The organism is Acidocella sp. MX-AZ03 (assembly GCF_027626035.1).
GTDB lineage: Bacteria > Pseudomonadota > Alphaproteobacteria > Acetobacterales > Acetobacteraceae > Acidocella > Acidocella facilis.
The window spans coordinates 624,481-638,031 of the sequence record NZ_CP110774.1 but is presented as its reverse complement, the minus strand read 5'-3'; the positions used below and the strand labels follow the sequence as shown (position 1 = coordinate 638,031).

The following is a 13,551-nucleotide window of genomic DNA, read 5'->3' as shown; positions in this document are numbered from 1 at the left end:
ATAATCTGCGCGCATGAGTGAATCCGTGACCAATACGCCTGAATTTTCCGTCTCCGAGCTGGCCGGGGCGGTCAAACGCACGCTGGAGGGCTCGTTCGGCCGGGTACGGGTGCGCGGCGAGATCACCGAATTCAAGGCCTATGGCTCCGGCCACCAATATTTCGCGCTCAAGGATGAGAGTGCGAAAATCCGGGGCATCATCTGGAAAGGCGTGGTGCCGCGCGTGGGGCTGAAGGCCGAAAACGGGCTGGAGGTCATCGCCACCGGGCGCATCACCTCCTATCCGGAGCGTTCCGAATATCAGCTGATCGTCGAGAAGCTGGAATATGCCGGGGCCGGCGCGCTGCTGGCGCGAATCGAGATGCTGAAGGCGAAGCTCCAGGCCGAGGGCTGTTCGAGCGCCGGCGGGCCTTGCCGATGCTGCCCACAATCATCGGCCTCGTCACCTCCGCCCAGGGGGCAGTGCTGCAGGACATCAAAACCACCATCGCCCGGCGCTTTCCCCGCCAGTTGCTGCTGTGGCCGGTGCCGGTGCAGGGCGAGGGGGCGGCGGAGAAGATCGCCGCCGCCATCGAGGGCTTCAACAACCTCCCCCCGGCTTTCCGCAGCCCGACGTGCTGATCGTCGCGCGCGGCGGCGGCAGCCTGGAGGATCTGATGGCCTTCAACGAGGAAATCGTGGTGCGCGCCGCCGCCGCCAGCCGCATCCCGCTGATCTCCGCCGTCGGCCATGAGACGGACACGACGCTGATCGATTTCGCCTCGGACCGCCGCGCCCCCACCCCCACCGCCGCCGCCGAGATGGCGGTGCCGGCGCGGCTTGAGCTGCTGGCCGACCTCGCCCAGCGCGCCGCCCGCCTGCAAGGGGCGATGGCCCGCCACACCACCCAGGCCGCGAACGGGCTGGAACGCGCCGCCGCGCGCCTGCCGGACCTGCCGACGATGCTGAACACCGCCCGCCAGCGGCTGGATGACCGCACCGAGCGCCATGCCCTGGCCCTGCCCAACTACATGGCAGGCCGCCGCGCCCGGTTGGAGCGCCAAGTGCTGCGCCACCCGCGCGACATTCTGGTCGGGCTCAAGGGCAAGGTTGATCTCCTCGGCCATCGCCTCGCCATCGGCCTGCCCGCCCTGCTGCGCACCGCCCAGCGCCGGCTGGATGCCACCGCTCACCGCCTGCCGCCGCCTCAGGGCCAGCTCCAGCCGCGCCAGGCCGCCCTGGCGCTGGCCGCCCACCGGCTGCAAGTGCCGCTGCCGGCCCGGCTGAAGGAAGCCTCCACCCGGCTCTATAATGCCACCGCCCGGCTGGAGAGTGCCTCTTATGAACGGGTTCTGGCGCGCGGCTTCGCGCTCGTCACCACGTCCAAGGGCGAGGCCGTGACCAGCGCCGCCGCGGTGAAACCCGGCGCGGCGCTGCGGCTGCGCTTCGCCGATGGCAAGGTGGAGGTGAAAGCCGGCGCCGCGCCCAAGCCCGATCAGCTCGATCTCGGGCTTTGATAAAGCTTGAACCGGCCCCGCGCGCGCGCCAAATCAGCCGGACATGACCACGCCGCCGCTGGCCCCTCCCGACGATGATTGGCGCGAATGCCCGCATTGCGGCCTGTTCAGCCGTCTGCCCCATATCCAGCCCGGGATGGTGGCGGAATGTCCGCGCTGTGACCAGACGCTCTGGCGCATGCGCCGGGCGACGCTCAACTTTCCCCTGGCCTGCTCGCTCGCCGCCGGATTGTTCTACCTCTTCGCGCTGATCGCCCCGATGCTGGAGGTGGACGCCTATGGCCGCTTTTCGCTGGCGCGGATCGAAACCGGGCCGCTGCGGCTGGTCGAGGCCGGATGGGGGCTGGTCGGCGCGCTGGTCTTCGCGGTGACGCTGGTGCTGCCGGGCTCAAGCTCGCGATCACGCTCACCACCTTGCTGGGGCTGAAATTCCACCTGCCCAAACGCTGGCTGCGCGGCATTTTCCGCTACTATGCCCCGATCACCCCCTGGGCGATGATCGATGTCTATCTGCTTGGCTTCCTGGTCGCCTATACCCGCCTCGCCGGCATGTTCAGCGTGCGGCTGGATACCGCCCTCTACGCGCTGATCGGGCTGATGCTGGCCATGGCCGCCGCCGATGCCGGGCTGGACCAGGAAATCGTCTGGCGGGCGCTAGACCAGCCTGACAAAACCGCGCCGAGCGCACAAGCTGGCGGGCTGATCAGCTGCGATGCCTGCGGCCAGGTCAGCAATGGCGAGACCGGCGATCTCTGCCGGCGCTGCGATGCGCCCTTGTTCACCCGCAAACCCGCCAGCATCTCCCGCGCCTGGGCCTACACCATCGCCGCCGCCTGCCTCTATATTCCTGCCAATCTCTATCCGTTCATGGATCTGACCAGCCTCGCCCACACCCAGTCCTACACCATCATGGGCGGCATCGTGGAGCTGGCGGATGTCGGGCTGTGGCCGCTGGCGGCCTTGGTGCTGTTCGCCAGCATCGCCATTCCGCTGCTGAAGCTGCTCGGCATGGGCTATATGCTGCTGGCCACGCAATTCTGCAGCGGCCATATGCTGCAGGGGCGCACCAAGGCCTACAGGATCATCGATTTCATTGGCCGCTGGTCGATGATCGACGTGTTCATGGTCTCCATCCTCATCGCCCTTGTGCATTTCGGGCAATTCGCCAATGTCAGGGCGAATGTGGGGCCATCTGCTTCGCGGCGGTGGTGGTGCTCACCATGTTCGCCGTCAACGCCTTCGACCCCCGCCTGATGTGGGACAATGACCAGGAGCCCGAAGCATGAGCGACCAGCAGGCGCCGCCGCCCAATACACCGCCGCGTGCGAAGCTGCGCCGCCAGAGCTTCCATCTGGTCTGGCTGATCCCGATCGTCGCCGCGATCATCGCCGGCTATCTCGGCTATCGCACCATCATGGAGCGCGGCCCGCTGCTGACGCTGAGCTTCGTCAATGCCGATGGCCTCACCGCCGGCCAGACCCAGCTGAAATACAAAGCCGTGGCGCTGGGCACGGTCGAGGGCATCGATCTCGCCAAGGATAATTCCCACGTCATCGTCCGGGTGCGGATGAACGATGTCGGCGAGCGCTTCCTCAATTCCAACGCGCGCTTCTGGGTGGTGCGGCCGCGGCTGAATTTCTCCGACATCTCCGCCTTCGAGACCATCGTCTCCGGCGCCTATATCTCCGTGGACCCCGGCAAGACCCGTGGCGCCTACAAGGACCATTTCACTGGGCTGGAAACGCCGCCCGGCGTGCGCTCCGACGAGCCCGGCCGTACCTACACACTCACCGCCAACACCATCGGCTCGATCAATTCCGGCTCGCCGATCTTCTACCGCGATGTGCCGGTGGGCGAGGTGCTGGGCTATGACATCGGCAACGGCATCGGGCCGATCAAGATCAGCATCTTCATCCGCGCCCCCTTCGACGATCTGGTGCGCGAGGATAGCCGCTTCTGGAACTCCTCTGGCGTTGCCTTCGGCATCAAGGGCGGCGTGCTGCAATTGCAGCTGCAATCCATCCAGGCGCTGGTGGCCGGCGGCATCTCCTTCAGCCTGCCGCATGCGGCGCTGGACGACAAACCCAGCCCGAACGGCGCCGATTTCCGGCTCTATTCGTCACAGCAGCAGGCGGAATCCAGCGCCTATGACACCCAGATCCAGGTTGTCTCCTACATCACCAGCGATGTCAGCGGCCTCACCCCGGGCTCCCCGGTCACCGCCCTTGGTATCCAGGTCGGCGATGTCACCGGCGTGGAGCTGATGGTCGACCAGAAAAACGGCACCGCCAAGGTGAAGGTGACCATGCAGCTGCAGCCGCAGCGCATCCTCTCGCTCGGCCCGAACGCAAAAACCCCGGATCCGCAGGCCGTGTTCCAGCGTTTCGTCGATAACGGCATGCGCGTCGAACTCGGCACGCAGAATTATGTGACCGGGCAGAAAGAGATTAATCTGGCCATCGACCCCAAGGCGCCGCCGGCAAAGGTGACAATGGAAGGCGGCGCCATCGTGCTGCCCTACAAGCCAGGCGGGCTGGATGCGCTGATGGCCAACGCCGCCGATATCACCGGCAAGGTCGATCAGATGCCCTTCAAGCAGATCGGCGATAACCTCAACAAGCTGCTGGCCACCGCCAACGGCACGCTGGGCAGCGCGCAGACCAAGGCGTTGCTGAAAAATCTAAGCGACACGCTGAAAACCGCCAACACCACGCTGCAGGGGCTGAACCAGGGCTTCGGCAATGATTCGGATTTCCAGAGAAGCCTGCAGCAGATTCTCACCCAGGCCAACGCCACGCTGCAATCGCTGCAGGCGCTGACCACCTACCTCAACCAGCACCCGCAAGCGGTGCTCTTCGGACGGAGCGGCAAATGAAGCGGCGTTATGTGCTCATCGGCGGCGCGGCGCTGCTCTCGGGCTGCGCCTCGGCGCAGGTGCGAAGCTGGCAGATTGCGGCATTGCCGGGGCAGGCACGCGGCGGGGCCGGGCAGCGCATCGGGGTGCGCAGCATCGGCCTGCCCGGCGCGCTGAACCAGTCCGGTGTGCCCAAACCCGGCGGCGCCTACGCGGCGGATGCTTTCGCCAACGACCAATGGGCCGCCCCGCTGGCGCAGTTGCTGCAGACGGCGATGGTGCAGGACCTCGCCCAGCGCCTGCCGGGCGATACTGTGCTGGCCGATGGCGGCGCCATCGGCGCGGCGGCGGATCAGCTGGTGGAAATCCAGGTGCTGCAATTCGCGCCCGATGCGGCGGGCAAGGTGACGCTGAGCGCGCAGCTGGCGACCCGCCCGGCGAAACAACAGCAATGGCAGCTGCAAAGCTTCACCGGCACGGCGCAGGGGGGCGCCACCGCCCAGGGCATCGCCGCGGCGATGAGCAGCCTCTGGGGCGAGGCCGCCGACCGCGTCGCCGAGATGCTCAGTTAGCAAAAGTTTTTGGGGGCGACCCTTTTTTCAAAAAGGGTCGCGAAATGTCTGGGGTGGTGGCGACGGCGTTGCATACGCCCCAACGTTTTTCGCAGCTTTTTGAAAAAAGCTGCACCAAAAACTTTTACACCATATCCACGATCATGGTCGCGACCTCGAGGTCGAAACTGCCATCCTCGGCAATCGCGAAATACGCCTTCACCGCCACCGGCGCCCCCTGCTGCAAAGCCCTGATCGCCTGCTGCATCACCGCCGGCGTCGCGGTGCGCGCCACCCAGCTGGCAAACTCCATCCGCAGCCGCCGCACCGTCATCCCGCGCAGCCCGAAGCCCGCCTGCGCCAGCATCGCCCCCCACTCCGCGACGCTGTAATTGCGCCCGTGCGAGGGGTCGCGCAGCAGCTCCATCGTCTGCAGATGGCTGTCCAGCACCGGCTTCGCCGGCGCCACCGTATCGATGAACACCCCGAATGCCCCCGTCTTGCTCACCCGCCTGGCCGCCCGCAGCCCGGCCGGCACATCCGCCCAATGATGCGCGGTAAACCGGCACAGCACCGCATCGAACAGCCCATCCTCGAAGGGCAGCGCCTCGGCGGCGGCGAGCCGGGTTTCGATATTGCCCAGGCCACGCTCAGACGCCGTCCGCGCCACCGCCTCCAGCATCGCGGGCGTCACGTCGCACGCCACGACCCGGTTTGCGTACGGGGCGGCACGGTAGCTCACATGCCCGCCGCCGCAGCCCAGATCCAGCACGCAGGCGGGGGCGCGCGCCCGCAGCAGCGCCTCCATCTCGTCAAGATCCGCCCCGCCGGCATGCACGGCGCTCTGCACATAGGCATCGGCGCGCGGGGCGTAGTGGGTGGCGGCGAAATTCGGCTCGGTCTGGCTCATATCTTGTCTCCTGGGCTCACCCTATCCAGGTAAATAAACCGGTATAAGGAGCAAAATTATCCTGGTATAAACTCCACCATGGATCACCTCCCGCAGCGGCGCGAACTCGGCGCCTTCATCCGCGCCCGGCGCGAGGCGCTGAGCCCTCCGCCCGGCGGCGGCCGCCGCCGCACCCCGGGCCTGCGCCGCGAGGAAGCCGCGACGCGCTGCGCGCTGAGCCCCACACTCTATACCTGGATCGAGCAAGGGCGGGATATTTCCCTCACCGCCCGCACCCTCGCTTCCCTGGCGCAGGGGCTCAGCCTCACCCCGGCCGAGCGCGCCTATCTCTTCGCGCTGGGGCAGATCCGCGACCCCGCCACCCCGCCCAAGCTGCCCGCTTTGGCCCCGGTGCCCGCCGCCTTGCAACGCGCGCTCAGCGCCATCGCAGCCCCCGCCTACCTGCTGGATGCCCGTTTCACCGCCCGCGCCTGGAATGCCCCGGCCCGCGCCCTCTTCGCCCCCTGGCATGAAAGCGGCGAGCCCAACCTGCTGCGCTTCGTCTTCCTGGTCCCCGCCGCGCGGGATTTCATTCAGGACTGGGCCGCCAGCGCGCGCCGTCTTGTCGCCGAATTCCGCGCCGAAACCGCTGAAACCCCAGACGATCCACGCCTGCACCGGCTGCTCGACGAGTTGCGCGCGCAAAGCCCGGATTTCGCCAAGGCCTGGGCCGCGCGCGACGTGCAGGCACGCCTGGGCGGGCTGCGCCGCTTCAACCACCCCACCCAGGGCGCGCTTTGCTTCACACAGGTGAATTTCCAGCACCTGGCCGGCGAGCGCTACCGGCTGATCATGCTAATCGAGCCAGGCGAGCAAGGCTGAGACCGTGGCCAGCGACAGCACCGTGGAAATCAAAATCGAGCGCGAGGTGACCGCCGCCTCGCGGTCATAGAGCTTGGCCAGCATGAACGGCCCGGTGCCGGTCGGCATCGCCGCCATGATCACCGCCGTCTTCGCCCAGACCTCCGGCATCGCCCAGAGCTTATAGGCCAGCAGGAAGGTCAGCAGCGGCTGCACCACCAGCTTCAGCCCGACCAACCGGACAATCACCCTCACTTCCGCCACCGCTTTCGACTGCGCCAGGAACAGCCCGATGGTCACCAGCGCGCAGGGGCTGGCGGAGGCGCCCAGCAGGTCGGTCAGGTGAAACACCGGCGCCGGCAGCGCCCAGCCCGTAGCGCCGCGCAGCAACGCGAAGCCCAGCCCCGCCAGCGGCGCGCAGATCAGCGGGTTACGCAGCAGCGAGGAGCCGACTTTCACAATCGCCGCACCGATGCCAGGGCTTTTCTGCAAATCGATCTCGATCAGCACGATCGCCCCGGCGAAAATCACGCAGGCGACGATGATGGTGGCAATGATCGAGGGCACCAGGCTGGCCTGGCCCATCGCCGTCAGGCAGAGCGGAATGCCCATATAGCCGGTATTGGAATAGCTGGCGTTCAGCCCGTCGATGGAGCGATCCGAGAGCCGATGCCCCGGCGGCAGATGCCGGTGGCCGAGCGCGAAGGAGAGTAAAAAACACGCCAGCGCGCCGATCAGAAACGCCGCGACGAAGGCCGGATGGTCCAGCTGCGCGCCATCGATATGCGCCATCGCCTGAAACAGCAAAGCCGGCAGCCCCAGCCAGACCACATATTTATTCAGCGCATCCGTCGCCTCCGGCCCGAGAATTCCGCGCTTGGAGACGATGAAGCCCAGAAAAATCAGCCCAAAAACCGGAAAAACCGACGCGATTACGTGATCCATGCTGTCCTGATTTCAGACTTCTTACGGTGCGGCAAGATAAGTTTTCCGCAAGGCTGCCCTTGGCGCGTGGGACGGGTCATGGTCCATTACCCGCAAAACCTCAGGAGCGGAACGCCATGTCAGTAGAACTCGGGATCGAAACCAAAGGCGCGCTGGGGATCATCCGGCTCAACCGCCCGAAGGCGATCAACGCGTTGACCCTGGAGATGGTGAACGGGCTGGACGCCGCCCTCACCCGTTTCGCCGCCGATCCCGCCATCGCCGCCGTGCTGGTCAGCGGCGAGGGCGAGCGCGGCCTCTGTGCCGGTGGCGATATTCGCGCCCTCTACGACCATCGCGCCGAGGGCACCGGCCCGGGCCTCGCCTTCTTCGCCGCCGAATACCGGCTGAACGCGCAGATCGCTTCCTTCCGCAAGCCCTATATCGCGATCATGGACGGCATCACCATGGGCGGCGGTGTCGGCATCTCCGCCCATGGCTCGGTGCGCATCGTCACCGAGCGCACGCGCCTGGCGATGCCGGAAACCGGCATCGGCTTCTTCCCGGATGTCGGGGCGAGCTGGCTGCTCTCCCGCGCGCCGGGCGAGCTTGGCACCTATCTGGCGCTGACCGGGCAGATCATCGGCGGCGCCGATGCGATCCTGGCCGGTCTGGCGGACGCTCTGGTGGAGAGCACCTCCCTGCCCGCTCTGCGCGCGGACCTCGAAGCCCTGCCGGCCAGCGCCACACGGGCGGACATCATCGCCCTGCTGCCGCGCGCCGTGCCGGAGGCAAAGCTCGCCGCACAGCTGGACCTCATCAACCGCTGCTTCGCCTTTGACGATGCAAGCCAGATCGTCCAGGCGCTGGCGCGGGAGGGCTCGGCCTTCGCCCAGGAAACGCTGGACGTGCTGGCGCAAAAATCCCCCACCGGCATACAGGTGGCGCTGCGCCTGCTGCGCGCGGCCCGTACCTCGGCGGATGTGCGGGAATGCCTGCAACGCGAATACGCCGCCTGCGCCCAGGTGCTGGCGACCGGCGAATTCTATGAAGGTGTCCGCGCCGCCGTGGTGGATAAGGACCGCCAGCCGAAATGGAACCCGGCCAGCCTGGCCGAGATCACACCGGCGCTGATCGCGCCCTATTTCCGCCCCGCCAGGGCGCAGTTGTTCTGACCGCTTGCCGCTACCGAAAAGCCGGATAATATTCCTTGCATGAAAATAATATTCTCCGAAGACCATGAGCTGCATCAGAGCCCCGGCGAGCTGTTCCTCGGCGGCTTTACCGAGGCGTTCGAGAAGCCAGAGCGCGCCCGGCTGGTGCTGGCACGGGCCCGTGAAGTCGGGCTGGGCCCGGTTCTGGCCCCCGAATCCTTCTCGCTGGAGGCGATCACCCGCATCCATGACCCGGCCTTGGTCGAGCTGCTGCAGACCGCGCACGCGCAGTGGCTGGCCAGCGGCCGCAGCGGCGCCGCCTACCCCTATACTTGGGCCGCGCGCGGCATGCGCACCGACCGGGTTTCAAAAGAGATAGACGGCAAGCTGGGCTTTCACAGCTTCGATTGCGGCACGCCGATCACCGCGACCAGCTGGCAGGCGATCAAAGCCTCCGCCGATGTCGCCCTCACCGGCGCGAAATTGCTGAATGACGGCGAGGAGAGCGCCTTCGCCCTCTGCCGCCCGCCCGGCCACCACGCCACCGCCAGCCAGTTCGGCGGCTATTGCTTCCTCAACAACGCCGCCATCGCCGCGCAATCCCTGCTGGACCAGGGGGCGAAGCGTGTTGCCATCCTCGATGTCGATTACCATCACGGCAACGGCACCCAGGATATTTTCTATCACCGCGACGATGTGCTGTTCGTCTCGCTGCATGGCGACCCGGACCAGGAATTCCCCTATATGCTGGGCTTCGCGGACGAAACCGGGGCCGGAGCCGGTGAAGGCTGCAACGTCAACTATCCGCTGCCCTGGGGCACGGAATGGGAAAACTGGAGTGCGGCGCTGGAGGATGGGCTGCAGCGCATCAATGCCTACGCGCCGGATGTGGTGCTGGTCTCGCTCGGCGTGGACACCTACAAGAACGATCCGATTTCGCATTTCAAGCTGGAGCATGAGCATTTCACCCACATGGGCGCGCGCATCAAATCGCTGAACCGGCCGACCTTGTTCGTGATGGAGGGCGGCTATGCGGTGGCGGAGATCGGCATCAACGCGGTGAATGTGCTGACGGGATTTGAAGCGGCTTAGCCGCCATATCCAAGCCGCCCCCGGCCTCTGACAACCGCTCAAGCCATCAGCTGAACTGACCGCTGCGCAGAATCGCCACCCCCTCGCGCGCTGGATCCAATTCCGTGTAGCGCAGCACGGCGTTGGCATGTTCGCGCATCAGCGCCTCCGCCCGCGCCCCTTGCCCGGCGGCGATCGCCTCGACGATGGCGTGATGCTGCATATGGGCGTAATTCAGGCGCTTATATTCCGCGGCGAGATTATTGCGGTCGATCGCCAGGGCCTTCACCGAGGCGAAGGGGAGATGATCGTTGCGCGAGAGTGCCTCCTGGATGGCGGCATTGCCGGAGGCCTCGATGATGGCGGCGTGGAAGCGGATATTGAGATCCAGATAGAGCGGCGCGTCCGCCTCGGTGAAGCTGCCCTTTTCCAGCAGGGCATCGCCTTCCCGCAGGCAGAGCTTGAGGGTTTGCAGCACCGCATGATTGGCGCCGCGCTCGGCCAGCAACCGCGCGGCCAGCCCTTCCAGCACCCCGCGCACCTCCACCGCGCCGACGATCTGTGCCGATGACACGGCGCGCACCGCGAAGCCGCGCGCACCGGCCCGCACCAGCAGCCCTTCCTGTTCCAGCTCCCGGAAGGCCATGCGCACCGGCATGCGCGAGACGCCAAGGCGCTGCGCCAGCGGAATTTCCGCCACACGCTCCCCGGCGGCGAGTTCCCCGGCGCTGATCATCCGCCGCAGCGTCACCAGCACGCGCTGCCCGGTGCGTTCACCACTCATGGCCAAAACCCATAAATTGGATACAATTTAGTCGATTCAAATTGACTCACACCCATGATTCCGCGTTTATTGGATACATTAGCAAGAATAATCCAGGAGTGGAAACGCGATGTTTCTGAAAAATGCGTGGTATGTGGCGGCGATGCCGGATGAGCTGGCGGAGACGCCTCTGGGCCGCACGATCTGCGGCGAAAAAATGGTGTTTTACCGCGGCGCCGGCGGCAAGGTGGCGGCGGTGGAGGATTTCTGCCCGCATCGCGGCGCCCCGCTCTCACTGGGCTATGTCGAGGATGGCAAGCTCGTCTGCGGCTATCACGGGCTGGCGATGGGCTGCGAGGGCAAGGCGCTGGAGATGCCGGGCCAGCGCGTGAACGGCTTCCCCGCGATCAAATCCTACGCGGTGGAGGAGCGCTACGGCTTCATCTGGGTCTGGCCGGGCGACAAGGCCAAGGCCGATCCCGCGACCATCCATCATCTCGAATGGGCGGTGAATCCGGAATGGGCCTATGGCGGCGGGCTCTACCATATCAATTGCGATTATCGGCTGATGATCGATAATCTGATGGATCTCACACACGAAACCTATGTGCATGCCGGCTCCATCGGCCAGAAGGAGATCGACGAAGCGCCGGTTTCCACCAGGCTCGACGGCGATCACGTCATCACCAGCCGTTTCATGGAAAATATCAAGGCGCCGCCTTTCTGGCAGATGGCGCTGCGGATGAATGATCTGGCGCCGGATGTGGCGGTTGATCGCTGGCAGATCTGCCATTTCCATCCGCCCTCGCATGTGTTGATCGAGGTCGGGGTGGCGCATGCCGGGCATGGCGGCTACCAGGCGCCGGAGGCGGTGAAGGCCTCCAGCATCGTGGTCGATTTCATCACCCCGGAAACCGAGACCTCACATTGGTATTTCTGGGGCATGGCGCGGCATTTCAAACCGGGCGATGCCGAACTCACCGCCAAGATCCGCGAGGGCCAGGGCAAGATCTTCAACGAGGACCGGGAGATGCTGGAACAGCAGCAGCAAAATCTGCTGCGCTGGCCGGAGCGGGCCTTGCTGAAGCTGAATATCGACGCGGGGGGGTGCAGTCCCGCCGGATCATCGAGCGGCTGCTGGCCGCGCAGGCGGCTTGATGCTGGCGCCGCTGACGATCGAGACCGAGCTGGTCGCGGTCCGCGATGCTGGCCTGGATGTGCGGCATTTCACCCTCGCTGGCGTGGCGGGCGCGTTGCCGCCCTTCAGCGCCGGCGCGCATGTGGATGTGCATCTGCTTGGCGGGCTGGTCCGGCAATATTCGCTGTGCGGCGACCCGGATGAAGGCGGCCCTTACGAAATCGCGGTGCTGCGCGAGCCCGCCTCACGCGGCGGTTCGGTGGCGATGCACGGGTTGCAGGAAGGGGCCAGGCTGACGATCAGCCCGCCACGCAACCTCTTCGCCCTGGATGAGACGGCATCGAAAACCCTGCTCTTCGCGGGCGGCATCGGCATCACGCCGCTGCTGGCGATGGCCCGGCGGCTGCACCGGCTGGGGGCGGAGTTCGAGCTGCATTATTGCGCCCGCACCCCGGCCAGGGCCGCGTTTCTGGAGGCGCTGCGCCAGGCGCCGTTCGCGGCCAGGGTGGTCACGCATTTCGATGACGGCGCGCCGGCCCAGGCCCTGAACGCCGCGGCCGTGCTGGCCCATCCGGATGCAGGCACGCATCTTTATGTCTGCGGCCCGGGCGGCTTCATGGCGTATGTGCTCGCCAGCGCCCAGGCGGCGGGGTGGGATGAATCAAGGCTGCACCGGGAATATTTCACAGCCCCGGCAACGGACACCGTCGGCGACCAGGCGTTCGAGATCGAGATCGCCAGTACCGGCCAGGTGCTCACCGTGCCGCCAGGGCGCAGCGCCTGGGCGGTTCTGGACGAAGCCGGGCTGTTCGTGCCGGTATCCTGCGAGCAGGGCATTTGCGGCACCTGCCTGGTGGGGGTGAAATCCGGCCTGCCCGAGCATCGCGACAGCTATCTGACCGATGCAGAGCATGCCGCCAATGATCAATTCACCCCGTGCTGCTCACGCGCCAAAACAGCGAGACTGGTGCTGGATCTTTAACAGGGCGCTCGGTCCAGCTTGAATCAAGAGGCGATCAAGCCGGACCGTTCCGCCTACTGGATAGGCTACGCGGCCCGTGCGAAACCGGCCGCGTTTTTAAAAATTTACGATCAGCCTTTTGCGTTTCGAAGCTCAAAGGCGGTCGAGAACTCAAAGCTGCCATCCTTCTTCTTACGCGGCGCGCCGAACAGCCTTGCCTTCACAAACACATTGTTGCGCACCTTCAAAGTCAACCAGATCAGCACAATCGGCAGCAGAACGCCAAGCAACAGCTCCAATAGCGGCAGCGCGCCGGAGGACGGGTCGGCCAGCGTTTGCATGGTGGCGCTGAGGGATTGCGGAATCATCAGCAGCAACAAGACCACCGCGCCAATATAGCCGCCATATTTATATTTGAAGATACTGAGCGAAACAGAGGCGAAAACGCCGAAAAACAAAAGCCCGAGCAGGATGGCGACGACCGCCGACGTGCCGGGATCCAGTTCCGGCCCCAGCTTGGCGCTGACCTGCGCGGCCTTCGCCAGCCCGATGAGAACCGCCAGCAGCATCATCAAAGTCGCAAGCACGATATTCATCCGGCGATACCGGCGCATGCCTTCCGGCGAGGGAATGGAGGCGACAATCCGCGCCGCCATCAGGGGTTTTTGGACCTCTGACGCAATCTGGTTGAAGATTTCCGGCTTGGCCACGCCCTGGTCGGAAAGCGCCCTGGCGCGCAAGGCCGCATCCTTTAACTGGCGTCTGCTCATCGGCCTCTCCTTGCCATTGTCATTTTTTGAATGCCTAGAGATATTGATAACCGGCGCGCGCCCCAGTCACAAGGCCATTTGTTTTGATGCAGATAGCAAAACTACGCAGCCTACATTTC

The 13,551-nt window shown here is 65.6% G+C and carries 11 protein-coding genes and 2 pseudogenes; 9 read left to right on the top strand and 4 right to left on the bottom strand.

The annotated features are described in order from the left end of the window. Positions 1 to 13: 13 nt before the first annotated feature. From xseA to GT370_RS03595, 4 genes and pseudogenes are all read left to right on the top strand, one after another. Positions 14 to 1,496 (top strand): annotated as a pseudogene (gene xseA / locus GT370_RS03615) (exodeoxyribonuclease VII large subunit). 43 nt (positions 1,497 to 1,539) lie between these two features. Further along, positions 1,540 to 2,782, top strand: a pseudogene (locus GT370_RS21200) (paraquat-inducible protein A). Beyond that, positions 2,779 to 4,371 (top strand): PqiB family protein, encoded by a 1,593-nt coding sequence (locus GT370_RS03600; RefSeq protein WP_008493168.1) that lies wholly within the window; start codon positions 2,779 to 2,781, stop codon positions 4,369 to 4,371. The pseudogene GT370_RS21200 and the gene GT370_RS03600 overlap by 4 nt, the downstream one beginning before the upstream one ends. Next, a complete protein-coding gene (locus GT370_RS03595; RefSeq protein ID WP_008493169.1) occupies positions 4,368 to 4,922 on the top strand; it encodes a PqiC family protein in 555 nt (184 codons plus the stop codon). The genes GT370_RS03600 and GT370_RS03595 overlap by 4 nt, the downstream gene beginning before the upstream one ends. Positions 4,923 to 5,046: 124 nt before the next feature. Here the strand turns inward: GT370_RS03595 and GT370_RS03590 are convergent, their stop codons facing one another. Continuing rightward, the gene (locus GT370_RS03590) at positions 5,047 to 5,811 is read right to left on the bottom strand and encodes a class I SAM-dependent methyltransferase (protein WP_008493172.1); all 765 of its coding nucleotides are present in this window, start codon (positions 5,809 to 5,811) and stop codon (positions 5,047 to 5,049) included. Positions 5,812 to 5,889: 78 nt separating this feature from the next. Here GT370_RS03590 and GT370_RS03585 point away from each other — a divergent pair, with 78 nt between their 5' ends. Then, complete coding sequence (locus GT370_RS03585) at positions 5,890 to 6,672, top strand: helix-turn-helix transcriptional regulator (RefSeq protein ID WP_035178751.1); 783 nt, start codon at positions 5,890 to 5,892, stop codon at positions 6,670 to 6,672. Here GT370_RS03585 and GT370_RS03580 read toward each other — a convergent pair. Continuing rightward, a complete protein-coding gene (locus GT370_RS03580; RefSeq protein WP_008493174.1) occupies positions 6,646 to 7,596 on the bottom strand; it encodes an AEC family transporter in 951 nt (316 codons plus the stop codon). The genes GT370_RS03585 and GT370_RS03580 overlap by 27 nt on opposite strands. Before the next feature lie 116 nt (positions 7,597 to 7,712). Here GT370_RS03580 and GT370_RS03575 point away from each other — a divergent pair, with 116 nt between their 5' ends. Both GT370_RS03575 and GT370_RS03570 read left to right on the top strand, forming a co-directional pair. Beyond that, positions 7,713 to 8,750 (top strand): enoyl-CoA hydratase/isomerase family protein, encoded by a 1,038-nt coding sequence (locus GT370_RS03575; RefSeq protein ID WP_008493175.1) that lies wholly within the window; start codon positions 7,713 to 7,715, stop codon positions 8,748 to 8,750. A 39-nt stretch (positions 8,751 to 8,789) separates the two neighbouring features. Continuing rightward, on the top strand, positions 8,790 to 9,821 hold the full coding sequence (locus GT370_RS03570; protein WP_008493176.1) for a histone deacetylase family protein: 1,032 nt from the start codon (positions 8,790 to 8,792) through the stop codon (positions 9,819 to 9,821). Positions 9,822 to 9,867: 46 nt separating this feature from the next. Here the strand turns inward: GT370_RS03570 and GT370_RS03565 are convergent, their stop codons facing one another. Continuing rightward, positions 9,868 to 10,584: a GntR family transcriptional regulator gene (locus GT370_RS03565; RefSeq protein WP_008493177.1), complete on the bottom strand. Its 717-nt coding sequence runs from the start codon at positions 10,582 to 10,584 to the stop codon at positions 9,868 to 9,870. A 109-nt stretch (positions 10,585 to 10,693) separates the two neighbouring features. On the opposite strand from GT370_RS03565, the gene GT370_RS03560 reads away from it, so the two are divergent. Together GT370_RS03560 and GT370_RS03555 are read left to right on the top strand one after the other, a co-directional pair. Then, a complete protein-coding gene (locus GT370_RS03560; protein ID WP_270183910.1) occupies positions 10,694 to 11,905 on the top strand; it encodes an aromatic ring-hydroxylating oxygenase subunit alpha in 1,212 nt (403 codons plus the stop codon). Continuing rightward, positions 11,817 to 12,683, top strand: coding sequence for a PDR/VanB family oxidoreductase (locus tag GT370_RS03555; protein ID WP_270183909.1), 867 nt, complete (start codon positions 11,817 to 11,819; stop codon positions 12,681 to 12,683). The genes GT370_RS03560 and GT370_RS03555 overlap by 89 nt, the downstream gene beginning before the upstream one ends. Positions 12,684 to 12,793: 110 nt before the next feature. Here the strand turns inward: GT370_RS03555 and GT370_RS03550 are convergent, their stop codons facing one another. Further along, positions 12,794 to 13,432 (bottom strand): hypothetical protein, encoded by a 639-nt coding sequence (locus tag GT370_RS03550; RefSeq protein ID WP_008493180.1) that lies wholly within the window; start codon positions 13,430 to 13,432, stop codon positions 12,794 to 12,796. Positions 13,433 to 13,551 lie beyond the last annotated feature (119 nt).